Annotated in this window: 19 protein-coding genes and 4 pseudogenes; 17 read left to right on the forward strand and 6 right to left on the reverse strand. The window is 57.0% G+C overall.

From position 1 onward, the window contains the following. The 13 genes and pseudogenes from FJD38_RS23020 to FJD38_RS23080 all read left to right on the forward strand — a co-directional run. Window positions 1-425: pseudogene (locus FJD38_RS23020) on the forward strand (ATP-dependent Clp protease ATP-binding subunit); the annotation flags it as partial. Window positions 426-571: 146 nt separating this feature from the next. Beyond that, window positions 572-1030 carry a small heat shock protein sHSP20-GI gene (gene hsp20-GI, locus FJD38_RS23025; RefSeq protein ID WP_016782889.1) on the forward strand — a complete coding sequence of 153 codons (459 nt, stop codon included), beginning with the start codon at window positions 572-574 and terminating at the stop codon, window positions 1028-1030. A gap of 21 nt (window positions 1031-1051) precedes the next feature. Next, window positions 1052-1960, forward strand: a complete 909-nt coding sequence (yfdX1, locus tag FJD38_RS23030; RefSeq protein ID WP_016782890.1) for a heat resistance protein YfdX1 — start codon at window positions 1052-1054, stop codon at window positions 1958-1960. A 102-nt stretch (window positions 1961-2062) separates the two neighbouring features. Beyond that, window positions 2063-2950: a YfdX family protein gene (locus FJD38_RS23035; RefSeq protein ID WP_016782891.1), complete on the forward strand. Its 888-nt coding sequence runs from the start codon at window positions 2063-2065 to the stop codon at window positions 2948-2950. 85 nt (window positions 2951-3035) lie between these two features. After that, complete coding sequence (locus tag FJD38_RS23040) at window positions 3036-3647, forward strand: HdeD family acid-resistance protein (protein WP_000993372.1); 612 nt, start codon at window positions 3036-3038, stop codon at window positions 3645-3647. A gap of 98 nt (window positions 3648-3745) precedes the next feature. Next, a complete protein-coding gene (locus tag FJD38_RS23045; protein ID WP_029611654.1) occupies window positions 3746-4891 on the forward strand; it encodes a hypothetical protein in 1146 nt (381 codons plus the stop codon). Then, the gene (trx-GI, locus tag FJD38_RS23050) at window positions 4881-5321 is read left to right on the forward strand and encodes a heat resistance system thioredoxin Trx-GI (RefSeq protein WP_000787151.1); all 441 of its coding nucleotides are present in this window, start codon (window positions 4881-4883) and stop codon (window positions 5319-5321) included. The genes FJD38_RS23045 and trx-GI overlap by 11 nt, the downstream gene beginning before the upstream one ends. A gap of 3 nt (window positions 5322-5324) precedes the next feature. Then, the gene (locus FJD38_RS23055; protein ID WP_034113490.1) at window positions 5325-7031 is read left to right on the forward strand and encodes a cation:proton antiporter domain-containing protein; all 1707 of its coding nucleotides are present in this window, start codon (window positions 5325-5327) and stop codon (window positions 7029-7031) included. Further along, a complete protein-coding gene (locus FJD38_RS23060) occupies window positions 7028-7945 on the forward strand; it encodes a GGDEF domain-containing protein (protein WP_208727541.1) in 918 nt (305 codons plus the stop codon). The genes FJD38_RS23055 and FJD38_RS23060 overlap by 4 nt, the downstream gene beginning before the upstream one ends. Window positions 7946-7973: 28 nt before the next feature. Further along, window positions 7974-8057 (forward strand): hypothetical protein, encoded by an 84-nt coding sequence (locus FJD38_RS25040; protein WP_193759561.1) that lies wholly within the window; start codon window positions 7974-7976, stop codon window positions 8055-8057. An 11-nt stretch (window positions 8058-8068) separates the two neighbouring features. Beyond that, window positions 8069-8557, forward strand: coding sequence for a phosphate-starvation-inducible PsiE family protein (locus tag FJD38_RS23070; RefSeq protein WP_047290147.1), 489 nt, complete (start codon window positions 8069-8071; stop codon window positions 8555-8557). Further along, a pseudogene (locus FJD38_RS23075) lies at window positions 8544-9507 on the forward strand (zinc metalloprotease HtpX). Before FJD38_RS23070 ends, FJD38_RS23075 begins: the two are co-directional and overlap by 14 nt. A 19-nt stretch (window positions 9508-9526) precedes the next feature. Beyond that, window positions 9527-10690, forward strand: coding sequence for a S1C family serine protease (locus FJD38_RS23080; protein WP_146387822.1), 1164 nt, complete (start codon window positions 9527-9529; stop codon window positions 10688-10690). 754 nt (window positions 10691-11444) lie between these two features. Here FJD38_RS23080 and FJD38_RS23085 read toward each other — a convergent pair. The 5 genes and pseudogenes from FJD38_RS23085 to tnpA all read right to left on the reverse strand — a co-directional run. After that, a pseudogene (locus FJD38_RS23085) lies at window positions 11445-11666 on the reverse strand (transposase domain-containing protein); the annotation flags it as partial. Between the two features lie 104 nt (window positions 11667-11770). Then, window positions 11771-13432, reverse strand: coding sequence for a group II intron reverse transcriptase/maturase (gene ltrA / locus FJD38_RS23090; protein WP_054925775.1), 1662 nt, complete (start codon window positions 13430-13432; stop codon window positions 11771-11773). A gap of 577 nt (window positions 13433-14009) precedes the next feature. Continuing rightward, a pseudogene (tnpC, locus tag FJD38_RS23095) lies at window positions 14010-15317 on the reverse strand (IS66 family transposase); the annotation flags it as partial. Window positions 15318-15378: 61 nt separating this feature from the next. Further along, window positions 15379-15744 (reverse strand): IS66 family insertion sequence element accessory protein TnpB, encoded by a 366-nt coding sequence (tnpB, locus tag FJD38_RS24915; protein WP_132774008.1) that lies wholly within the window; start codon window positions 15742-15744, stop codon window positions 15379-15381. Further along, window positions 15711-16028, reverse strand: a complete 318-nt coding sequence (gene tnpA, locus FJD38_RS23105) for an IS66-like element accessory protein TnpA (RefSeq protein WP_003282986.1) — start codon at window positions 16026-16028, stop codon at window positions 15711-15713. Before tnpA ends, tnpB begins: the two co-directional genes overlap by 34 nt. 83 nt (window positions 16029-16111) lie before the next feature. Between tnpA and FJD38_RS23110 the strand changes: the two genes are divergently transcribed. After that, a protein-coding gene (locus FJD38_RS23110; RefSeq protein WP_146387824.1) for an IS3 family transposase occupies window positions 16112-17481 on the forward strand; the annotation gives its coding sequence in 2 pieces (ribosomal slippage) (window positions 16112-16580 and window positions 16580-17481; 1371 coding nt in all). A 1017-nt stretch (window positions 17482-18498) separates the two neighbouring features. On the opposite strand, the gene FJD38_RS23115 is transcribed toward FJD38_RS23110, so the two are convergent. Beyond that, window positions 18499-18753: a hypothetical protein gene (locus tag FJD38_RS23115; RefSeq protein WP_146387826.1), complete on the reverse strand. Its 255-nt coding sequence runs from the start codon at window positions 18751-18753 to the stop codon at window positions 18499-18501. 466 nt (window positions 18754-19219) lie between these two features. Here FJD38_RS23115 and FJD38_RS23120 point away from each other — a divergent pair, with 466 nt between their 5' ends. The 3 genes from FJD38_RS23120 to FJD38_RS23130 are packed head-to-tail and all read left to right on the forward strand — an operon-like array spanning window position 19220 to window position 22990. Next, on the forward strand, window positions 19220-19537 hold the full coding sequence (locus tag FJD38_RS23120; RefSeq protein ID WP_140672067.1) for a hypothetical protein: 318 nt from the start codon (window positions 19220-19222) through the stop codon (window positions 19535-19537). A 2-nt stretch (window positions 19538-19539) separates the two neighbouring features. Next, window positions 19540-22122, forward strand: a complete 2583-nt coding sequence (locus tag FJD38_RS23125) for a VirB4 family type IV secretion system protein (RefSeq protein WP_146387828.1) — start codon at window positions 19540-19542, stop codon at window positions 22120-22122. 4 nt (window positions 22123-22126) lie between these two features. After that, window positions 22127-22990, forward strand: a complete 864-nt coding sequence (locus FJD38_RS23130; RefSeq protein WP_095026035.1) for a hypothetical protein — start codon at window positions 22127-22129, stop codon at window positions 22988-22990. Window positions 22991-23001 lie beyond the last annotated feature (11 nt).

Below are 23001 nucleotides of genomic sequence, written 5' to 3' on the forward strand. Positions count from 1 at the left end.
AGATCATCGTCTTCCATGCGCTGGGCAAGGAGGAGATCCGCCATATCGTCGGCCTGCAGCTCGATCGTGTGGCCCGCAACGCCGCCAGCCAGGGCGTGACGCTGACCTTCGATCAGACCTTGATCGACCACTTCGCGGAGGAAGGCTACAAGCCCGAGTTCGGTGCGCGTGAACTCAAGCGCCTGATCCGCAGCGAGCTGGAAACCGCGCTGGCACGCGAGATGCTCGGCGGCGGAATCGGCAAGGGCGATCACGCCAGCGCACGCTGGGACGACAAGGCCGAACGGGTGGTCTTCGAGCGCCAGGAGCCACCCGCAAAGCCGGCCGAGCCTGAGAAGCCCGATGCCGCGAACGTGGCCGAGACGCCGCCGAGCGACGCGAGCAAGCCTGCGCGCAAGAAAAAGTCAGCGGGCGGCGAATCTTGAGTCATGGGGAGGCTGTCGTGATCCTTCAATTGACCCAAGGACTTGTTCTTGATGGAAACGAAAAGTAGTAGGCGCTATTCAGAGTGCGCCGGCGGCTCTGTTCGGTGCGTCATCCAATTCGCCGGCATTGTTCAAGGAGAACCGATATGTCTGCATTGACTCCGTGGGACCCCTTCCGGGAACTGGATGAATTGCAAAACCGCCTGGCGACGATGTTGGGACGGCCCCCCCAGCGACAGGGCGCCCGTACCGGCAACGAAGCCATGACCACGGCGGACTGGGCACCAATGGTGGACATCAGCGAGGATGAGAACGCATTCCTCCTCAAGCTGGATCTGCCGGAGGTCCCCAAGGATGCCGTGCGCGTCAGCGCGGAAAACGGCGTACTCACCATCAGCGGCGAGCGCAAACTGGAAAAAGAGGAGCAGGGCAAGAAATTCCACCGCATCGAACGTGCGTATGGCCGCTTTGTGCGCAGCTTTGTCTTACCTGACAACGTTGATCCGACCAAGGTGACGGCTTCGATGAAAGACGGCGTGCTGGAAGTGCGGCTTGTCAAGGCCGAGCAAGCCAAGCCGAAGCAGATTGAAATTTCAGTCAATTAACTTCAATTGGAGTCCAACATCATGAATATCAAACAGCCCCAATACATCCGTTCCGCACTTGCCCTGGCGGTCTGCATCGGACTGAGTGGACCGGTTTTGGCCCAATCGGCGGCAAGTCCAAGCGCTGCAGCGCCCTCTGTCGCACCCAAGGCGGCGCAGCCACAAGTAGACGACAAGGCCGCCCAGGAAGCCGAAAAAAAGCGTTCCGAGCTCACTCAGGACGCCATCACGGCGCTCACCAAGACCCAGGAGGCTTTGACCCTCCTTGATGCAAATAAGACCAAGGAGGCGCTCGCTGCGCTGGAACTGGCCACCGGAAAGCTGGAACTGGTATTGGCACGCGACGCCAAACTTGCTTTGGCGCCGGTCGATGTACGCGTCATCACCCATGATATCCACGCCAACGTGGAATCGGTAAAGAAAGCGGTCAAGTTGTCTCGGGAGTTGTTGGGTGATGGCGAGGTGCAAAAGGCCCGGCCCATCGTTGCCAATCTGGCCAGCGAAATCGTGATCGAAACCGACAACCTGCCCATGGCAACGTACCCGGCAGCGATCAAGTCGGCTGCACGGCTCGTCGACAGCGGCAAGATCGACGAAGCCAAAGCAGAGCTCGCCCGAGCACTGAACACGCTGGTGGTCATCCAAGTTGTACTCCCTCTGCCCGTGCTACGGGCCGAGGCCGCGATAGCAAAAGCTGAAAAGCTGGCCGAGACTGACAAGCGCGATGCCAAGCAGAACGAGGAGCTCAGCACCTTGCTGTCGTCCGTGCGCACGGAGATCGAGCTGGCGCAAATCCTGGGTTATGGCAAGAAGGAGGACTTCAAACCCATCTTCGATCAGGTGAAGTCCATTGAGCAAAAGTCGGCTGGTGGCAAAAGCGGCAATGGATGGTTCGACGAGTTGAAGACGCGCATCCAAAAGCTGTTTTGAGGTGATGAAGGGGCCGACTGCTCCATCGGTCAGTCTCGCGATATTCGCAGTAGGCCCCAATAGATTCCCCTATTTTCACTATCTCATACGAGGCATATCACCATGAATGAGCAAACATCGAATCCCAACGCGATCAACGAAGGCACGAACGAACAGGCCGCGGTAAGCAGCCTTCCTGCCAGACCAGAGCCCAAGCCTGAAGTCGTCACGGAGGTACAGCCTGAGGTTCAGAAGGAAACGGACTCGCAAGCGGCAGACAAACGTAAACAAGTCCTCGATGAGGCCGTCTCGGCCTTGGCGCTGACCAAATCAGCGCTGGCGGCCCTGGACGAAAAAGAATCCGCGCGAGCACTGGCAACGCTGGCCGAAGTGACGGGAAAGCTGGAGCTGATCGTTGCACGCGAACCCACGCTCGCCCTGGCCCCCGTTGATGTGCGCACCATCGTGCACGACTTGTTCGCCAACACGGAAACCGTTGAGGCGATGACTGACGAGGCGCTGGATGCCCTCAAACATGGCGAGGTGCAACGCGCTCGTCGCGTGTTGGCATTGCTGGCCAGCGAAATCGTGATTGCGGTCACCAACATCCCTCTGGCGACTTACCCGGCAGCCGTGAAATCCGTCGTGCCGCTGATCGATCAGGGCAAGATCGAAGAGGCCAAGGCCGCGCTGCAGTTGGCGCTCGGCACGCTCGTCGAGACACTCAGCGTCATCCCGCTGCCCATCCTGCGCGCCAAACTGCTCGTCAAGCGCGCCGAGACCTTGACAGAAGATGGCCAGCGCAGCGAGGCGTCCGGTGAACGCCTGCAGGACTTGTTAAACGAAGCCCGGCAGCAGTTGGAAATGGCAGAACTGCTGGGCTATGGTAAAAAGAAGGACTTTGAGCCCCTGTACTCTGAACTCAAGAAAGTCAAGGAAAAGACGGCCGGAGGCGGGAGCGGAAAAGGCTGGCTCGATGAAATCAAGGCGAGACTGTCAAAGCTGTTCTAAAACCGCAAGAGAGGGGCGAATAGCCCCTCTCTTCGCCATGAAGGCTTGATTTTCCTGATCTCATGATCCATCAAGGAGATATCGCATGAATGCAAATACCATCGCCGATTCGAATGCGGATAACCCTGCCGATGCCGTGTGTTCACTGACCCAAAATTGGTGGTTGTTTGCGCTGCGCGGCATATTCGCGTTGATTTTTGCAGTCCTCGCATTCTGGATGCCACACTCGGCTTTGTTCGCCATGACGATAGTGTTCGGCGCATTTTCTTTGGTCAATGGTGCGTTCAACCTGGTTGCAGCGGTGCGGCAAATGCGGCAAAAGCAGCGCTGGGGCTGGCTGTTGTTCAGCGGCATCGTCGGCATACTCACCGGTGTCGTTGTGGTAGTTGCCCCTCTGGCTGCCACTTTGGCGTTGGCCTATTTCTTGTGGGTAAGCGTGGCATTCTGGGCAATTTTCACCGGTATGCTGGAGATATCCGCCGCCGTTCGTCTGCGCCGGGAAATCAAGGGCGAGATCTGGCTTGCCCTCAGCGGGCTGCTTTCCGTGCTCCTCGGTGCGATCATCCTATGGATGTTTTTTACCCGCCCGATCGAATCATTTCTGGCCGCGGGCTGGGTATTGGGTTTCCATGCTGCGATCTTCGGTATGACTCTTTTGCTTCTTAGTTGGCGTTTGCGCAAAGCGCGTCAGCGGTAAGGGCGTGAAAAACCAAACCGTAAGATCATCTTTGAAAATCAACATATCCAATCACCCGGGTCCACTCACCTGGGCGGACAACCCTAAAGGGCTTGAGCATGCGTATACAATATAGCTATCGACTCGTCGAAAAAGAATTTCATGAACCTTGGCGAATGTCTGTAGAAAAAGCGGTTGAACCCGCTCTCAAGCCGCTGATCGAAAAGCGCTCCGAAGATTCGGTACGTCTTCAAATCGTCCTCGAACGCGCGAAAAAAGGATCTCGCTTAACGGCCAGTGGCCACATGCACTTGCCGGGCAAAAAAATCGTCAGCGTCACTGCATCGCATAACGATCTGACGCCTCTCGCGCACATGCTAGCGCAGGCGTTGTTCCGGCAGGCCAAGAAGCACTTTGATCGGCTGAGCGCTCAGGATCAAATCAAGCGTAAGGCGCGTCGTGAACGCTTGCGCGAGCTCAAGGCGCGGATCGACACTCAACCTGCCTCTGTCGTCCAGCAAGCACGCGGGATAATCGAGACGCTGCTGCCGAAGGTTGAGGCCGTTGCGCAACGCGAGTTGGCTTATCTGCATGCCGCCGGTGATTTGCCTCGCGATTATCCGACGCTGCACGACGTGGTGGACGAAGCGATTGCTCTGGCTGAATCGGTATGGACATCCGTTCCAGAAGAAAATGCCGCTTACCTCGATCTTTTGAAGCATCTTTTTGCCGTCATTGATCGCGAAGTGGCAAACAGCCGGCAATATGGCGAGGCCGTTTCGCTGGATGCGCCGGTCGAAGCGGATGCGCAGGACATGGCGGAGGCCATGGTAGAGGAAGAGTTCTACGAGTTTTATCAGCCTGATGACGCACTCAGCCTGGCCGACGTCATGGCTGATAGTCGGCTTCCCGACCCAGCAGCAATCGCCGAACAGGAGGAAATTGGTGACAGATCGAGCGAATTCGCATTTGCATTCGACCTGATGAAGGGTATGCCGCACTTGTGGCGCCGCATTTTTCTGCTTATCCGGGTGGATGGGCTGGATGCAGGCTGCGCTGCTGAAATCCTGCGGATGCCTAATAAGATAGATGCTGTCAGAGCGGGGCTCATTCAAGCCGAAGCCTTCATTGCGGCTCACGTGGAAGATGCCGGCGTGAGCGAAGACGGGAACGATTGGATCAAAGGCGTAAATTGGTCGGCGATGTCGGTGATCCGAAGCGAGGCAACCTCACCGCAGTCCAAGGAAGCGAACCATGAAAAATGAACTCCACATCGTCTGCCCACATTGCCAGTCCATCAACAGCGTGCCGGCCGCCAAGCTCGCGGATCGTCCCAACTGCGGCCGCTGCCAGCAGCCCTTGTTCACCGGCGAGCCCATCGAGTTGACGACGGCGACGTTCTCGCGCCACGTGGAGCGCAGCGATCTGCCGCTGCTGGTCGATTTCTGGGCGCCCTGGTGCGGGCCGTGCAAGATGATGGCGCCGCAGTTTCAACAAGCCGCGCGCCAGCTCGAACCCGGGATCAGGCTGGCAAAGGTGAACACCGAGGCTGAGCCCCACCTGGCCGCGCAGTTCGGTATCCGCAGCATTCCGACGCTCGCCCTGTTCCAGGGCGGACGTGAGATCGCCCGCCAGGCAGGCGCCATGGGCTCGCAGGACATCGTGCGCTGGGCCTCTGCACAGGTGGGACGCTGACCGATGCAGGATTTGCTCGGCACTACCCTGATCCTGCTGGCGGCGTGCAGCCTCGCGGTGGTGGCGACGGCGGCGTTCAGAGTACCCGCCTTGCTGGGTTACCTCGCCGTCGGCGCCTTGCTGGGCCCCTCGGTCAGCGGTGTGATCGCGCCGGGAGAGGCGTTGACTTTCATATCCGAACTGGGTGTGGCCCTGCTGCTGTTCATGGTCGGACTGGAATTCTCGCTGGGGCACTTCTGGCTCACTCGCAAGACCGTACTGGCGTCCGGCAGCTTGCAGATGGTCGTCGTGGCCGCGCCACTGACCCTGGTGCTGATCGGGTTGGGTCAGCCAGCTCAGAGCGCTGCACTGCTCGGCGCCGCAGCGGCCATGTCGTCCACGGCGCTGGTCAGCCGACAGCTGGCCGACCAAGGCGAGCTCACCACCCGCCACGGCCGCAGTGCCATCGCCGTGCTGGTCTTTCAGGACCTGGCCAGCGTGCCCCTGCTGGCCCTGCTGGCGATCTGGGCGCGCGGCGACTCGCCGAAGATCGAGAGCGTGCTGCTCGAAGTGTTGGGCGTGCTGGTGTTGTTCGCGGCAGCGGCGGTTGCCTCGCGTCGTCTGTTGCATGGCCTGCTGGGCTGGGTGGCGCGGCAGGGCCACGAAGAATCCTTCGTGCTGGTCTCCTTGTGCGTGGTCGTGGCGGCAGCCGCTGCTGCTCACGCCGTCGGCGTATCCGCCGCCCTGGGGGCCTTTCTCGCCGGCATGGTCCTGGGCGAGAGCGACTTCCGGCACCACATGGAAAGCCACCTCAAGCCCTTTCGTGATGTGCTGTCGGGCCTGTTCTTCGTGACCATTGGCCTGCAGCTGGACACCGCGCAGATCGTGGCCGCACCGCTGGCGGTACTGGGTTGGCTGTTGGCCTTGGTGCCTCTCAAGATGGGGCTGAACTTTCTGGCGCTGCGCGCAACCCGCCTGTCGGCGCTCGACGCCTGGCGCGCAGGCATCGTGCTGGGTCATGGCGGCGAGTTTGCGCTGCTGCTCCTGGGCATGGTCATGCAGCAGCACCTGATCGCCGCCACCATGGTGCAACCGATGCTGGTGGCGCTGGTGTTGAGCATGGGGTTGGCACCGCTCCTGATCCGACACCATGACCGATGGGCGCGGGCTTTCAGCCGCTCGGGCGCACTCGGTCAGCCACCGCAGGCCGAAGAAGGCGAAGTCGCCGAGCGGGCGCGGTCGTTACGCGACCATGTGATCATCTGTGGGGCGGATGACGTCGGGCTGCTGCTGAGCCGAACGCTGCGCCTGGCAGGCATACCGCATTTGCTGCTGGAATCGGACCGCCAACGGGTCGAAGCGGGGCGTGCGATGGGGGCGCCGGTGTCGTATGGCGATGCCAGTCGGCTCGACACCCTGGCCGCCGCCGGATTGGCCCATGCCCGCCTGGTGGTGCTGACGTTTGCCCGTCCGCAGACGGCCCTGCGTATCGCTCAGGCGGTTCTCGACCGCCGCCTGAGCTTGTCCGTGGTGGTGGCCACTGAGCGCGTAACGGATGCCCAGCTTTTGCGTAATCTGCCCAATGTCAGACTGTACCCGTTGTACCTGGCTGCTGGACTGGGACTGGCCGAGCAGGTACTGTTGATGTTGGGCATCAACGCCGACCAAGTCGACCACCGGATCGAGGAATTACGGCAGACACTCAGTGAGTCAGGTGGGGATAGACCATGAACGGGCCGACCATTTGGCTGATGGTGTCGCTACTTGCCAATATTGGCATGGCGGTTGCGCTATGGCGTTTTGTTCGTACCAATCGCCAGAGGCGTGACGAGCTGAAGCATCGCCAACAAGCGCAAATCGATGACAAAGAACGGATCGCCATCGCCCTGGAGGGCGCAGGGCTGGGATTCTGGGAGTGGGATATCGCTACCGACAGCTTCAGGCTTTCTGCCCGCAGTCTGGCGATGTTCGGCTTGACCTCCGACGAGGAGGTTGGCGCCACCCATGCCGCATGGCAAGCGCGTACTCACCCGGAGGATTTGCCGGTCGCTCTGGCAAAGGTGCGCGCTTACCAAGAAAACCCGTCGGAGCGATTGGAGTGCGAGTACCGCGTTCGTCATCGATCTGGCGTTTGGATTTGGGTGCTGGATCGCGGCCGTTGGCTGGGTGGCGCGGGCAGGCAACTGATAGTCGGCACTCTGCTCGACATCTCTTCTCGCAAGGAAATGGAGCAGCAGTTGCTGCGTATGGCGATCACCGACCCCTTGACCGGCTTGTCGAACCGGCGGGCTTTTAACGAACGATTACAGCTGGAATGGGAGCACCTCAAACGCAGCCCCGAGATACAAGCAGCACTTTTGCTCTGCGACATCGATCACTTCAAGCGTATCAATGACACCTATGGACACGGATGCAGCGATGAGGTGCTCAAGCACTTTGCTTCACGGTTGAGGGAACATGTTCGCGCAACCGACATGGCTGCCCGGATTGGGGGGGAGGAATTCGCTGTGTTGTTGGAAGCGGCATCGATAGAAGACGCCCAAGTATGGGCGGAGCGATTTCGTCAGGACACTGCGGCGACAGCGGTGGTGTGTGGAGAGGTGTCGATCAGCTATAGCGCCAGCATGGGGGGAGGCTCTCCTTGACCCCCGTTTGCACTCTGTCGAGCAGGTGATGCAGCAGGCGGACAGCGCGCTCTACCAGGCAAAAAGACAAGGGCGCAACCAAGTTGTGGGTGCACAAGTATTTCAGAATTGAGAGGAGTGGCGATGAAGGAAAAGCAAGCAGACCCGATCAAAACATTTCGCGCCCAATGGGCAGTGATGACGTTCTACGAGCGCTTCGAACAGGTGATCGCGCTCGCGCTGTCCGCAATCATTGCCGTGATTATCGTGGTCTCGCTGCTGCAGCTGATCTCGATCGTCTTCAGCCTGCTGATCATTGATGCGTTCAATCCGCTCGATCACAAGGTCTTCCAGACCGTGTTCGGCATGATCATGACGCTGCTCATCGCCATGGAGTTCAAGCATTCCATCGTGCGGGTGGCCTTGCGGCGCGACAGCATCATCCAGGTCAAGACGGTGATCCTGATCGGGCTGATGGCCCTGGCGCGTAAATTCGTGATCCTCGACCCGGAGACCGGCCCCGCCAAGGTCGCGGCGCTCGCAGGCGCGACACTGGCCCTCGGGGCGACTTACTGGCTGCTGCGCGAGCGCGATGACCGGACAGCCGGGGAAAGCTCAGATGATCAGTCGTGATCTGCGCCACGCGCAGAATGTCGGCGCGCGGCATCGCTGGCTCAATCGCCTGCAAACCGCGCTGTTGGTGCTGACCCTGCTCGGGATTGCCGCCGTCGCTGGCAGCCTGCTGTTGGGTGACGGCGGGCTTTGGCTGGCGCTTGCGGCCGCGGGGTTCACCCTGCTGCTTGAACCGGCGGCCGCCTCCGGGCTGACCTTGCGGCTGTATGGCGCACGCCCCCTGCACCCGGATGAAGCGCCCGATCTTTGGGCTGTGTTGCGCGGAACTGGCGGCGCGGGCCGGGCTGCCTGCCGTGCCGGTACCGCACTACGTGCCCAGCGGGGTCGTCAAAGCCTTCGCCACCGGTTCGAAGCATCACGCGGCCATCGCGCTGACCGACGGCCTGCTGCGTAGCCTCACGCCCCGCGAGTTGACCGGCGTGCTCGGCCACGAAATCGCGCATATTGCGAACGAGGATTTGCGTGTCATGGGCTTGGCCGATTCCATCAGCCGGCTCACCCATCTTCTAGCCTTGTTGGGGCAGCTTGCGATCGTGCTCAGCTTGCCAGCGCTATTGCTTGGAGTCACGGAAGTCAATTGGCCCGCGTTGCTTCTACTGGCGGTCGCGCCACAGCTGGCCTTGCTGGCTCAGTTGGGCTTGTCCAGGGTGCGCGAATTCGACGCCGACCGGCTCGCTGCCGAATTGACCGGCGACCCGCACGGGCTGGCCTCGGCGCTCGCCAAGATCGAGCGGGTGAGCCGCTCCTGGCGCGCCTGGCTGCTGCCCGGATGGGGCAATCCGGAACCCTCCTGGTTGCGCACGCATCCGGCGACGGCTGAACGCATTGAGCGCTTGCTGGAACTTGCTCCGCCGCCCGCGATGCCGCCGTTTCCATCGGCCCGTTTCGTCCCCGAGGTGACCGTATCACCACGTCCGCCACGCTGGCGCACCGGCGGCCTTTGGCGCTGATTTCAACATGGAGAATGACGTGACCTACCCCGACCCCTACAGCCGCCCGGCGCCGGATCGATTCATCCGGCGCTGGCTCGTCATCACTGGCTGCATCGCCGCACTCATGCTGCTGTGGCAGTTCCTGCCCGCCATCGAAGCCTGGTTCAGTCCCCACGAAACGCAGGAGCGCACGGTGACGCCGCGCGGCGACCTGGCCGCCGACGAAAAAACCACCATCGAGCTGTTCGAGAAATCGCGCGGGTCGGTGGTTTACATCACCACGGCACAACTAGTGCGTGACGTCTGGTCGCGCAATGTCTTTTCCGTGCCGCGCGGCACCGGCTCCGGCTCCGGCTCCGGCTTCATCTGGGACGATGCCGGCCACGTGGTGACCAACTTCCACGTGATCCAGGGGGCATCGTCTGCCACGGTCAAACTGGCCGACGGTCGCGATTATCAGGCTGCGCTCGTTGGCGCCAGTCCTGCGCACGACATCGCGGTACTCAAGATTGGCGTCGGCTTCAAGCGCCCGCCGGCGGTGCCGGTGGGCACCAGTGCCGATCTCAAGGTGGGGCAAAAGGTCTTTGCCATTGGCAATCCCTTCGGGCTCGACTGGACGCTCACCACCGGCATCGTCTCGGCGCTTGACCGCACCCTTTCCGGCGACGCCAGTGGCCCGGCCATTGACCACCTGATCCAGACCGACGCCGCTATCAACCCCGGCAATTCCGGTGGCCCGCTGCTCGATTCGGCTGGGCGGCTGATCGGCATCAATACCGCCATCTACAGTCCGTCTGGCGCCTTGGCCGGCATCGGCTTTGCGGTGCCGGTCGATACCGTCATGCGCGTGGTGCAGCAACTCATAAAGACCGGCAAGTACATCCGTCCGGCGCTGGGCATCGAGGTGGATGAGCAGCTCAACGCGCGTCTGCAGGCGCTGACCGGCAGTAAGGGCGTATTCGTATTGCGCGTGACGCCGGGCTCGGCGGCGCACAGGGCCGGGCTCGTCGGCGTCGAGGTCACCGCAGGCGGCATCGTGCCCGGCGATCGCGTTATCAGCATCGACGGTATCGCCGTCGACGACGTCACCACATTACAGGCCCGGCTAGACGACAAGAACGTTGGAGATGTTGTGGTCTTGTTAGTGGAGGGGGCCGGCAAGACTCGCGAGATGCTTGTGGAACTACAACCGGGAGTTTGATGGAAAGTGGGTCATGGATCTGCACAGCGAAGCAGCCAAGCGACTTCAGCCTTGCGCCGAACTACGAGCCCTAGCTAGTGCAGTGGGGGGAAGGCTGTTTAGGTTAAATGGATATAAGGGTGTCATTTTTGATTGTGTTTTTAAAAGAAGGTGTTGATTTTTTTGGGTAAGCATTTAGGGCGTCCAAGGGTTGGAGCAGTTGGCACGGATGAGAGAGCTCAATGCTCGCTAGGGATTGGATCTATGTGTTTTTTCTGACTGACTGCTTACGTGTTGGAACGGGCAACATCGGAAAAGGATGAATCTTTATTTTCACCATTTACCGTATTTTTCGAGCCTGGGCGAAAATTAGGATGATACTTTAGCGCCCTTAATCATTCTCCCATGAAAGGCAAAACGATCCAGTCTCGGGTGTAAGTGCTCACAACATACTGATATAAAAGGGATTTTTTATGAATAGGAGAGCGCGCGACGTTTCTCTCTGTTTTTAGGGTTAGGATGAAACTTTATTTGCATCCCACACTAAGCACCTTAAGTCTCTATTTCCGTTGAGCTTCGCTTAACACCTCTCGCCCGGTTCGCCGGGCCTCTAACTCTCATTAGGGAATTAAGTATGAAGCTCATCGAAAACTGCAAAAAAATTAAAGCTGCTGGCATCGTTCTTAAAAAAATCAAGCGCCTGCAGGGCTTGGATGGTTGGGTGTGGTCCTGTGATGTGCATCTGTAAGCGTACGCCGAACTCACCTTGCGCGACTCAGGCAGGCGCCCACTGATGCGGCAGCAGTTGGCCGACCTCACTCGCCCGTTGCGTCGGCAGGCGTGTCAGCACGTCCTTGAGATAGGCATACGGATCATGCCCGTTCATGCGGGCCGACTGGATCAGGCTCATGATCGCCGCCGCGCGTTTGCCGCTGCGTAGCGACCCGGCAAACAACCAGTTCGAGCGCCCCAGGGCCCATGGACGAATCTGGTTGTCGGGTAGTCAGACGCGGTTACCCGCGTCCAACCCCCTAAGAACCGTGCATGCGAGTTTCCCAGCACACGGCTCAAGCCTCTGCTAAGGCGCCATTGGGCACCCGGTTATACATCGTCGACATTGGCAAATTGCACATCCCTTGGGCAACGCAGGTGGTAGATCTCAAGATTAGCGGCCGCATCCGTCCCACCATGGCTCAGCTTCACAACACGGCGGCTGTGCCATGGTGTGTCTTTGGTGACCGGTTTAAGGCATACGCAGCAGCGGCCACCTTGCTGTAGCCACACCCGATACAGCTTGGCTCGACCCTTTGGGGAGATAAGCATTTTTTTGCCCCATCGGGATTCGAAGTACTCATCCCATGCGGGGTCGTGAGGGTTGGCAGCAGCCTTGATCTTGATATGTCGCACAATTGGCGTGTCCGAGGCGTCTACTAGCGTGTACTGACGCTTCCGACCATCGGCGGATTTTTCAGCACATGAGAATACCCATCGACGCGCCCCTTGTACTTTGAAATACCGATCCTTCACCCATCGGCGTGTCTTGCGAGGGTGGCGACGTACCGCCCATCGCCAAAGCATTTCCCACACTGCGCTGTCCACCTGGTTGAAGACCTTCTTGGCGACGACATGACTGTGATAGTTCGCCCAGCCACGTAGAACCGGGTTGAGCAAACCTATCAAGTTAGCCTGCCGTATCGTTTTGTTGGTCTTGATCAACTCTCGCAGCTTGGCAAGTAAAGCCCCGATGTTCGCCTTGGACGGCTTGATCAGGAGCTTGCCGTTGTACTTGCGCAGGTTCCATCCGAGGAAGTCGAACCCGTCCCCTATGTGCGTTATTTTGGTTTTTTCTGGAGAGAGGAGAAGTCCACGTTCTGCCAGAAATTCAACCACGGCGGGCCTGACTTCATTTTCCAGCCACTCTTTCGAACAGCCAGTGATGATGAAGTCATCTGCATAACGCACCATCTGCATTTTTCGGGCTGTCCACTTTGCATTGGGAAACCTCTTCGCCAGCATCGCTTCAAACCCGTCCAGCGTCATGTTCGCCAACACCGGGGAGATGATGCCTCCCTGCGGAGTTCCGGCGTGGCTGGGGAACAGCTTGCTTTGGTAGACATAACCGGCCTTGAGCCATTTCCGTAAAATCGCCTTGTCCATGGGGATGTTAGCGATCAGCCAGTCATGGCTGATATTGTCGAAACAGCCTTGAATATCACCCTCAAACACCCACTCCGCGTTTGCTTTTCGTGACAGCACACCAAAGCACTGTGCGGCGGCATCCGCAGTTGAGCGTTCCGGTCTGAACCCATAAGAGTTCGGATCGGCGGCGGTCTCCGCGATGGGTTCCAGAGCCAGCAGATGCAGCGCCTGCATGGCCCGGCATTTCATCGCGGGTATTCCGAGAGGTCTCGTCTTACCGTTTTTCTTCGGAATAAGGACTCTCCGAAGCGGAAGCGGCGAGTAGCCTCGCCTCTTCAACGACGCAATCGCGCAGATCTTGGCCCTCGGTGTATTCCAAGTGACCTTGTCCACCCCAGGGGTATTTTTGCCTTTGTTTTCAGACACCCGTTTCACGGCCGATGCTTTGCCGCTGAACGAGTGAGTCAGCAGCCATTGCAGGGCTTTCGCCTTGTTATGCCTGCCGTCTTGCACGGCCTTCACAATACGCGCTTGCAGCCCTCTGACACGACGCTGTACGGCAATCCAATCGATGCTGTCCCACGACGTGCCGGAAGGTGCACACGCCAGTGTTGCTGCGTTCATTTGCTCTCCCTCCGTTGAAAGGGTTCTACACACTCTCTTGTGATGAGAGACCATGAGGACGTCAGCCCGCTTTCGCGTAAGGTGATGTTTCAACCTCTATCCAACCCATTACAGGCTGGCGTTCGCTTTTTCCTCGTTCCTTCGCCCGCACCGCCATGGGCAGTTTTTACAAACGGCTTTCCCTGACGGGAGCGATACGGGATTTCCACGTTCCGCTTACTGAAGTACGTCGGGTTAGGTGCCTGCTATCGACCGGGAGGCATGTGGGTCACGAACGCGTAGTCGAAAGACGCAGTTCCCACCTCCATTACCATTTTGGTTCGAGCGTGTAAGCCATTTCCGCTCGCTCAACTTAACGATCGTTGCGCAGATTCACATGCGTTCACCATACCGACTATCTAGCCCTTGTCCGGCTATGGCTGCCAGAAGGGTACGCCTCTCACGATTGGTACCCCGCACCTTGCGGTGCCTCGTTCCATTGTCGAAGGCGCTCTTGATTCAGCCTTCTAGATTCACCCGGTGACACGGGTGGTTCCCGCTGGGGGGAACAACTTCATTAAGCGACTTCGTGTCGCACCTCGACCTGGTTATTGTCGATGGGCACAGCACCATCCTCGACATAGCGAGTCAGTGCCTGCCAGCGTTTAAGGCTGTAATCCAAGGCTTTCGCCGTGGCCGATCCGTTGGGCACAAGATCACGCTGGGCCAGTATCCAGTCATGCAGTGTATCGAGGATCGGTGAAGCCTTTTCCTGTCGTATTCGCCAGCGTTCTTCATCGCTCATGTCCCGTGCTTGCCGTTCGATTTCGTACAGGCTGCCCATCGCGTGCAGTGCTTGTTCGGCCAACTGGCTTTTGTTTGCAGCGTGCAGATCGAAGAACTTGCGGCGGGCGTGGGCCATGCAGCCGATTTCGGTAATGCCTTGCTCGAAGCTGGCCTTGTAGCCAGCGAAGTCGTCGCAGACCAGCTTGCCATTCCACTGACCAAGAAAATTGCGCGCATGCTCGCCGGCACGGCTGGGACTGAAGTCATACACCACGGCCTTCAGATCGGCGAAGGGTGTGGTGCTGTAGGCCCAGACGTAAGCCCGATGGGTTTTCTTCTCGCCTGGGGTGAGCATTTGCACCGGGGTTTCGTCAGCGTGGATCACGCGTTGGCCCAGCACGGCTTCGCGCAGGGCATCGACTAGCGGCTGGAGCTGCACGCCGGTTTGTCCGACCCACTGCGCCAGTGTCGAGCGAGCGATGGCCAGGCCGGCACGGCCAAAGATTTTCTCTTGCCGATATAGCGGCAAGTGGTCGGCGAATTTGGCCACCATCACGTGAGCCAGAAGGCCGGCGGTGGGGATGCCCTTGTCGATCACCTGGGCCGGCACGGGGGCCTGGATCAGTGTTTCGCACTGGCGACAGGCCCATTTCCCACGCACATGCTGTTCGACGGTGAAAACGCCCGGCGTGTAATCCAGCTTTTCGCTGATGTCTTCACCGATGCGTTGCAGCTGGCAGCCGCAGGCGCATTGGGTGTTCTCCGGTTCGTGGCGGATCACGGTGCGCGGAAATTGTGCCGGCAGCGGTGTGCGCTTGGGCTGTTGGCGGGGTTCGGCTGGAGCAACCGGGGGATTGACAGCTTTCAGCTCCGCCTCGATGGCGGCGATGTCAGTGTCGAGCAGGTCGTCCAGCAAGCTACCCTGGTCAGGGCTCAGTTGCTCGCTACGCTTGGCAAACTTGTGCCGTTTGTACCAAGCGATTTCGTGTGTGAGCTGCTCAATGATGGTTTGATCACGGTGGATTTTCTTGCCCATCACGTCGACCTGCGTCAGCAACTGCGCGGCCAGTGTGCGCAGTTGCTCAGCTGTCAGTTGGTCGAGATTGGGCGAGGAGTTCATGCTGCTGATTGTGCCAGAGCAGACGCTCTGCGCAGATACACCGATGGGCTAATGGCCGGTGCTACAGCACTGTGATCGCGCCGCCCGCACCGACCCGCTGCCAGGGCAGCCCCAGTACCAACGCCTGAAGTTGCTCGGTGTCGAGTTCAACTTCCGAGCCGTGGCGGATGCCTGGCCAGTGAAACTTGCCCTGGTTCAATCGCCGCGCGGCCAGCCAGATACCCACGCCGTCATGCACCAGGACTTTCATGCGGTTGGCGCGGCGATTGGCGAACAGATAGGCGCAGTGCGGCTTCGCCGCACCGAACACCGCCACCACGCGGGCCAACGCGGTTTCAGTGCCCGCGCGCATATCCATGGGTTCGGTGGCGAGCCAGATACTATCGATACGGATCACTGGGCGAGCCCCCGGACAAAGCGGGCGCATCCTTCAGGATCGGAAGCTGGCCATTTCACTGTGATCGATTGCTCGCCCAGCGGTAGCTCGATAATCACAGCTGGTTCAACTGGTCGTTTTGGCGTAACTCTCGCAGGAACGAACGCCGGCAACGCCGCTGGCAGTTGATCTCGATAAAGCGGTAGCCACTTGCGAATGACGTTGGCATTGATGCCGTGGCGGATGGCAACGCTGGAAACGGTCGCACCGGGTTGCAGGCACTCCTGAACAACCTGGGCCTTGAACGGTTTGGGGTAAGAGCTTCGTTGGCGCATGGAAATCCCGGCGATAAGGGCTATCGCGTCCGCTTAAAAATGATCTGACCCCGAAATGTTGGACATCAACATTGGGGGGTGTCATGAAAAAATACACAGAGCAGACGAAATTGTCGGTTGTTGAAGATTACTGCTCGGGGAGCGCAGGTCACAGAGAGGTCGCGCATCGTCATGGGGTAGATGCTTCATCGCTTCGAAAGTGGATCGCGGCATATCAGGCGCTTGGTGCCGCAGGCCTCAAAAGTAAGAGAAAGAAGAACTACAGCCCTGAGTTCAAGCTGAATGTTTTGCAGCGCATGCGAGAGGAAGAGCTGTCCTATCGCCAAGTCGCTGCCCTGTTTGATATCCGGAAATCCGACATCATTGGCGAATGGGAGCGCAGGTATGATGAAGGCGGTTTGGAGGCCTTGTCCCGGCAGCCAGGAAGCGGACTTCACAAAAAAATGACAAACCCCATCCCGTCCATTCAGCTTGAATCTTCGGACGATGACGCTCGTACGCGCGATGATTTGCTGGCCGAATTGAGCCAGTTGCGGATGGAAATTGCTTATTTAAAAAAGCTCGATGCCTTGGTTCAAGCGAAGGAACGAGCAGCGCAGCGGAAAAAGCGCAAATCGTGATTGAACTGAGGCAGGAGCACCCTCTGGAAGGCCTTCTGAAATTGGCTGGCCTGGCCCGTAGCACTTTTTACTATCAACAAAAGGTGCAGCAATCCGTTGATAAATACGCGGTGCTGAAGTCCAGAATTTGCTCAATTTTCGACGAGCACAAGGGCCGATATGGCTATCGCCGTATCACTGCTGCCGTTCGGCGAGCTGGCCACCTCGTGAACCACAAGACTGTTCAGCGCCTCATGGGCGAGCTTCAGTTGAAAAGCCGTGTGCGCATAAAGAAATACCGGGCCTACAGAGGCGAAGAGGGTCAGGTAGCGCCGAACCTGCTGAAACGGAAGTTCGATGCCAAACGACCGAACCAGAAATGGGTAACCGATGTGACGGAGTTTCGGGTCGGGGGGCAGAAGCTTTATCTCTCGCCGATCCTTGACCTCTATAACGGCGAAATAATCGCCTTCAAGACCGCGAGGCGCCCGCTGTTCGACATGGTTGGTGCGATGCTACGGCAAGCTTTTGAGAGGCTGCGGCCACGCGATAAACCAATTTTGCATTCCGACCAGGGATGGCAGTACCGGATGCCTATCTACCGCCGCGTGCTGAACGAGCGTGCGGTAAAGCCAAGCATGTCCCGCAAAGGAAATTGCTATGACAATGCGGCTATGGAAAGCTTTTTTGGCACATTGAAATCCGAGTTCTTTTACCTGAACAAATTCAACAGTCTCGATGAGCTTGAAGCAGGTATAGAGGACTACATACACTACTACAATCATTCGCGAATCAGGCTGAAGCTAAGTGGCCTGAGCCCTGTGGAATACAGGACTCAAGCACGGCGGGCATAGAAGGCGTCCAACATTTCGGGGTCAGATCAAAAATACGCGGACACCATCGTCCTTAATGCTGGAGTTCGGAAGGTGAGTTGGCCGGACGGATACGTGCATCTAGCAGGGGTCAAGCTTGGAGGCGTGTTTGATGATTGAAACGGCGGGTGCCTTAGCGTCGAAATGACCGCTACAGATCAATCTAAGGGGTTCCTACATGGTTGAGTCTTTGCGAATTCGACGGGATGACTGGATGGAGAACGCTAGAATGTTCGCCGCCTAGTTGCTCAGCAAAAGCCCGGTGCGCCGGGCAATCTCACCAGTTCAAGGGAATGTCATGATTTACACTTGCGTCACAGATCAACCGGCTAAAGCCGGTTTGGGCCTATGACGTAGCGTAGTGAGGGCCGGCGCTAAGCGCTGGGCCTTTGCGTGGACCGGCTCAGCAATCAGAGTGTGCAAGCCTGGAGAGCGTATGAGTGAGAGTAAACCAAACGTCGTGCGCGTCGAGTGTATGAATGCCGCGCCTAGTTGGCAGCCGCCATCTAGCGACGAACTACGCAACCTGATGGATTCAATTGGATTTTCGCCCCGTGAAGTAGGCGAATTTCTAGGCGTATCGCGCAAAGCGGTCAACCGTTGGACGCTGGGTCAGGAAACTATTCCCTTTGCAGGCTGGGTGCTTCTCTGTCGGCGGGCGGGGTGGGGTTTTTCGGAATACTAAGGCGAAGGCAAAATGCCACCTTTTTCAACAAACTTGGCGGTTCATTGCGCTGTAGTGGCATTTTGAATCACAAGATTCGAAAAAATAGATAATTTTTGGTATCTGCGGAACATATCTGTCACATAAGAGTCACACATCCGGCTCAGCAGAGTTGCGGATGTGTACATTCGCGTTTGTGAACACGGACGTTTGTAATCAGAAGGTTTTGTGTCTGTGGAAAAGTGGCCTTTTTACATCAAAAAGGGTTGGCCTTCGTCGATTTAGCGGGTAATTTCGCGCACTCTTTCCGATAGATACCCAACTGCGGTATCAGATTAAACCTCCGTGCGATCCTTCAGGATCCGGCGCATTTCTACCTTAAAGCTCTCGTAATCACGGGCATTTTCGGGACGAAACGTAGCGCCGTTCTCAAGTGCGATTTCAAGCAAAGCCCTAATGACCATCGACCGTGATGGTCTGCCGAAAAATTCTTCGGCCTTCAGGGGCTCCACAAATCTGATTTCAATGTTTTCAAGCACCTTGCCTGGAAGCGTGATGTTCGTCGGGACGGTTTTAATGGCTTTGGTCATTTTGTCACCCCGGTAGGCAAAGGCATTGCCTCTGCATTCGATATGTGTATATATATGCGCATAACGTTGTGCATTTCTTCATAGGGAGTTGTAGATAAATGAGCGAGCATAGAAACCCGGACCTAGAAAATAAAGCGGTATTTACCTCTCGCTCTATGAAGTTCGGCATCCCCACGCGCGTTTTCGTAGCGATTGTGGTTGTGGTTGCCTTCAGCTCCTTCGTTTGCTGGTCTTACCTTCCAAAACTGATCGGGATCCCGGTCAGTATCGTTCTCGCCCTAGTGATCTTTATTCCGGCCTACCTCGCTCACAAGGTAGACCCAGACGCTTACATCCTTTGGATCAGAAGCCTATGGGCGGATTCCCGCCTTACCACGCTCAGAAGCCACAAGCGTCCCATGCTCGTTCTCGTTCCCGGCCCAGGGGGCGAATACATCGCACAACCCACCTCAACAGGATCCACCCGATGAAAAATCGTTATTTGTCACTCTTGGCGCTATTCGGCGCGGCCACTGCAAAAGCAGCGGATAACAACGTTGATATTGGCGCTGATAGCGACGGCCCGTTTCAGTTGGTCGGTGACCTACTGCAACAGGTAGTCGATTTTGGCGGCGGTCCCGCCGTTACCTTCGTCGTGTTCATTTCCAGCGTAGCCGCTGTTGGCCTCTGGATGATGGTTCCGAAGGAAGCCTCTAAGGCTGTGGGTTGGTTCTTCCGTGTGTGCATCGGCGCAATTCTGATTCTGAACATCGCGCTTCTTATCACTTGGTGGAAAGGCATCTAAACATGGCGAACCAGGGCAGTCCTATCAACAAGGCGCTTTATCCAGCTGGTCTATGGGATAACTTCATGCTGTCCCATGTAGGTTCGCTGATAGGTGCGTTAGAGCTCTCTGGTGTCGATCCACAGGGCTACAGCGCAGCGGACCTTGCCAGCGCTACCACGGTGATGCGGAACCTTGTTCAATCGCAACACCCGGCCACCTCGCTGACCCAGTATTACTGGCACTACGAGGGAGCCAAGGTCGCGCTCAAGGAAAGGTCCAATCCGCGTAGCCGCATGCTTTCAGAGCGCCGTGAGCAGTTCCTGAACGAAAAAAGATCCCTTTGCACCAGTCGCCTGTTTTGGATGCTGGATGTTCCTACAGAGGCGAATCTGAATAAGCTCATGTCTGCTTCGGCGCTCAAGATGATTTTTTCAGCGCCTTTTGAGCCATCTGCCCGCGCAGCGCTTAAGGCGCGTATCAGTCACTGGGGATCTTGGCTTGTCGAACGGAGCGAGCTGCGCCGTCAAGTCGATCTATTGGAAGGTGCGCTAGACGATCTGAACGTTCGTTTGCAGGTAATTTCCCCAACGAACAAGGTTCAATCACCTGAACAACTTTGGGCACTGTGTAGGGCTGCGGTCAACCTTCGTCCGGAGTACCTGGACACTGCACAGACCGAAGCAATCCCATCTGATGATTGGGACCGCTTACTAGCAGACGGCGACATTTGCGCGGTCAACATCGACGGCGTGGACATGCTGAAAATTGAGGGGCCTGAGCCCGTCTATGCACGTATCGCGTCCGTGATTGGGTACGGTGCCAGACAGACCCCTTACGGTATGTGGGGTGCTGGTGAAACAAGTCCGATCATGCAGAAGGGCAACTACCTAGTAGTCGCACGCGCTCGGCCTATGTCGTCTCTGGACAAAGGCATGATGCTCAAGGGCAAGTCCGATGAGCTATCACGCAGCCAGATCAAAATCACCCAGTTGCTAAAGGGTGAGGACGTGACCGGCGAAATTGAAAAGAAGATCAATGACAGCCCTATTCTGAAGAAAAAGCTGCTGGAACTTGAGGACGCGGCAAACTCCCCTGATCGCTCCTACTACTACCATTCCCATGTCATCGTTTTCGATAAGGATGCAACGAAGCTCAAAGCGGCTTGCCGCCAGATGCATACGGCCCTGACTCAAAGTGATTTCAATGTGGTGTGGGAGTCGGTTGGAATGGCCGACCTCTTTCCTATGCTGCTCCCGGCATATCCAAAGCGCTGCTTCCGTAGCGTCGAGTTCACATCGTCCCAAGTAGGTGCTTGCTCACTGGGCTTCAGAGCCCACAACGGTATTCCGACTTGGGGCGACCATCAGGAAGAAGCCGTATACATCCTGGAGAACGAGGACGGTACACCGTTCTACTACAGCCCTTATATCGGTGATAAGGCACTGACTCTGGCCGTAGGCCCAAGCCGTTCGGGTAAGTCATTTACCAAGAACATCATTGCAGGTCACTTCCTGAAATTCGGTTCTACAACTGCGGCGGATCCTCATACCGTGACCGCAGCTCTGGCGTCCCTGTACCACTCTGTAGATGTTGATGCAGGTACAGAAGGCGTTGCCAAATTTTTTGGCGATGAAGGCGGCATTTTCCGAATCGAAGATCCTGCAACAGATCGCGGTTTCAGCCTGTTTTGCAGTTCGCGTGGGGAAAATGACAGTGACTTTGTACACCACGCACTTTCGCAAATTCGGATCATGCTTAGCCTGAACGACAGTACGGAGCTAAAGGTTCTTCTTCCGCACGAACAGATTGAACTTGATGCTGCGATTGTGTCGGTTCAGTCGGACGATATGCCGGTTAACCTGAAAACCATGTCCACTTTGTACGACATGGTAGGGGAATCCCTGAAGCTGAAGCTTCAACGTTGGGTTAGAAAAACCAGCGGGATGTATGAAAACCTTTTCGACAACGTTGACGACGGTATTGGCAACCTGAGCAAGCGTATAGCCGTCTACAACTTGGCTGGAGTGAAGGATAAGCCTGCGCTCGCCCAGCTGGTCACTAACGAAATTTTCTTTCGCGTATCTCGGCGGTTTGAGGACCCAGCATATCGTAGCGTCCCAAAAATGATGTCGATTGACGAGGCTCAATATTTCTTCAGTATTCCAGGAGCTGTCGAGCTGGCCGTTGCAAAAGCGCGGACATGGTTCAAGCACAACGGTGGCATGGAATTCTGGACACAGGATGTTGACCACTTTGGCAATATTCCAGGCTGGAACACTTTGCGTTCATCCGCTTCGACATGGTTATTCATGGCTGACCAAGCTATGAACAAGGAATCCTATCAGCGCGTTTTTCCGGACCTTACAGACGGGGAGTGCGCCGCCATCGCAAGACTTAGGCCGCGTCAACAGTTCTACATAATCCAAAGGGAGGCAGGTATTTCTAAAGTGGTAAACGTGTTTACCGCCCCGGAGGAATATGTGTTGGCTACTAGTCGCCCAAGTGAGTCCATCATTGTTCGTGAAATGCTTGACCAATATACAGATATTGATGAAGCGACCTCTGAAATGGTTAAGCGCATATTCCCAAAGAAAGGAAACTAGGAAAATGAAGCCAACTATTAAGTTCCGTTTGAAAAAATTGTGTGCTGCAATTGTTATTGCCGTCACTGCAATGGGCCCGGCATATGCCCCGGCGAGCGGCTTCCCTGTAGTCGATATCGCGTCTGTGGCACAAGCTGTGGCCGACTATTCAAACCAGCTTTTGCAATATACGGAGCAAATGCAGCAAACCATTCTGGAGCAGAGCCAGTTGGCTCAGCTGATTTCGACTTACGAACAAACCATGACCAGCTACCACCACATGCTTTCTCAGATGCAGGGGCTGCAACGGTTGATTAGTAAGCGCGATTACATGGCGATCATGAAAAGATTCTCCAATGTCATCGACATGTATCCAGGTAACGCACCAGACTTTAAATCCAAGGAATGGATTGCCAAGGGTAAAGACCTTTCAAGAATGTATAACCGAGTGTCTGATGCTCGCGACCTGGAAGACGCAATCCGCGCTATTCCTTTTGATGCCAAGTCTCAGGAGCTTCAGGAAACAGCTGCTCAGCAGGCAAACACTATGGATCAAATGGCAGTAGGGCAGAGCCTGTTTTCTGAAGGGATGAATGATGAACTTCTTACGAACGTAGAGCGTGCTGGAGAAGTGGCGACTAAGCGTAGATCTTTAGGGCCAGAGGATCATTTGGCAACCTTGCAATTGATGGCAGAGCAAAATGAACTGACTATTGAATCAGACCAACAAGCCAATGCCATTGCCAACGCTCAGCTTCAATACTCAAACCAAATGCCAGCTCATTTTTTTGCGCGGCAGAACCTAGCGCGTCAAGCCACCTTAAAAGAAACCGAGCAAACCCTTAACAGTGAAATCGTTATTGATAACTCAAAGTTATCTGATTACTAAGGAGTAAATTC

Origin of the sequence: Pseudomonas saxonica, from assembly GCF_007858365.1 — a bacterium.
Taxonomy (GTDB): domain Bacteria; phylum Pseudomonadota; class Gammaproteobacteria; order Pseudomonadales; family Pseudomonadaceae; genus Aquipseudomonas; species Aquipseudomonas saxonica.

Bases quoted from the DNA above. Each gene is read 5' to 3' on its own strand.
- FJD38_RS23035 (WP_016782891.1), top strand. From the start codon at position 2,063: ATGAATGAGCAAACATCGAATCCCAACGCGATCAACGAAGGCACGAAC.
- FJD38_RS23055 (WP_034113490.1), top strand. From the start codon at position 5,325: ATGCAGGATTTGCTCGGCACTACCCTGATCCTGCTGGCGGCGTGCAGC.
- ltrA (WP_054925775.1), bottom strand. From the start codon at position 13,432: ATGAACGCAGCAACACTGGCGTGTGCACCTTCCGGCACGTCGTGGGAC.
- FJD38_RS25040 (WP_193759561.1), top strand. From the start codon at position 7,974: ATGCAGCAGGCGGACAGCGCGCTCTACCAGGCAAAAAGACAAGGGCGC.
- FJD38_RS23045 (WP_029611654.1), top strand. From the start codon at position 3,746: ATGCGTATACAATATAGCTATCGACTCGTCGAAAAAGAATTTCATGAA.
- yfdX1 (WP_016782890.1), top strand. From the start codon at position 1,052: ATGAATATCAAACAGCCCCAATACATCCGTTCCGCACTTGCCCTGGCG.
- FJD38_RS23060 (WP_208727541.1), top strand. From the start codon at position 7,028: ATGAACGGGCCGACCATTTGGCTGATGGTGTCGCTACTTGCCAATATT.
- tnpA (WP_003282986.1), bottom strand. From the start codon at position 16,028: ATGCGCCAACGAAGCTCTTACCCCAAACCGTTCAAGGCCCAGGTTGTT.
- hsp20-GI (WP_016782889.1), top strand. From the start codon at position 572: ATGTCTGCATTGACTCCGTGGGACCCCTTCCGGGAACTGGATGAATTG.
- FJD38_RS23130 (WP_095026035.1), top strand. From the start codon at position 22,127: ATGAAGCCAACTATTAAGTTCCGTTTGAAAAAATTGTGTGCTGCAATT.
- FJD38_RS23120 (WP_140672067.1), top strand. From the start codon at position 19,220: ATGAAAAATCGTTATTTGTCACTCTTGGCGCTATTCGGCGCGGCCACT.
- trx-GI (WP_000787151.1), top strand. From the start codon at position 4,881: ATGAAAAATGAACTCCACATCGTCTGCCCACATTGCCAGTCCATCAAC.
- FJD38_RS23070 (WP_047290147.1), top strand. From the start codon at position 8,069: ATGAAGGAAAAGCAAGCAGACCCGATCAAAACATTTCGCGCCCAATGG.
- tnpB (WP_132774008.1), bottom strand. From the start codon at position 15,744: ATGCGCCCGCTTTGTCCGGGGGCTCGCCCAGTGATCCGTATCGATAGT.
- FJD38_RS23115 (WP_146387826.1), bottom strand. From the start codon at position 18,753: ATGACCAAAGCCATTAAAACCGTCCCGACGAACATCACGCTTCCAGGC.
- FJD38_RS23040 (WP_000993372.1), top strand. From the start codon at position 3,036: ATGAATGCAAATACCATCGCCGATTCGAATGCGGATAACCCTGCCGAT.
- FJD38_RS23125 (WP_146387828.1), top strand. From the start codon at position 19,540: ATGGCGAACCAGGGCAGTCCTATCAACAAGGCGCTTTATCCAGCTGGT.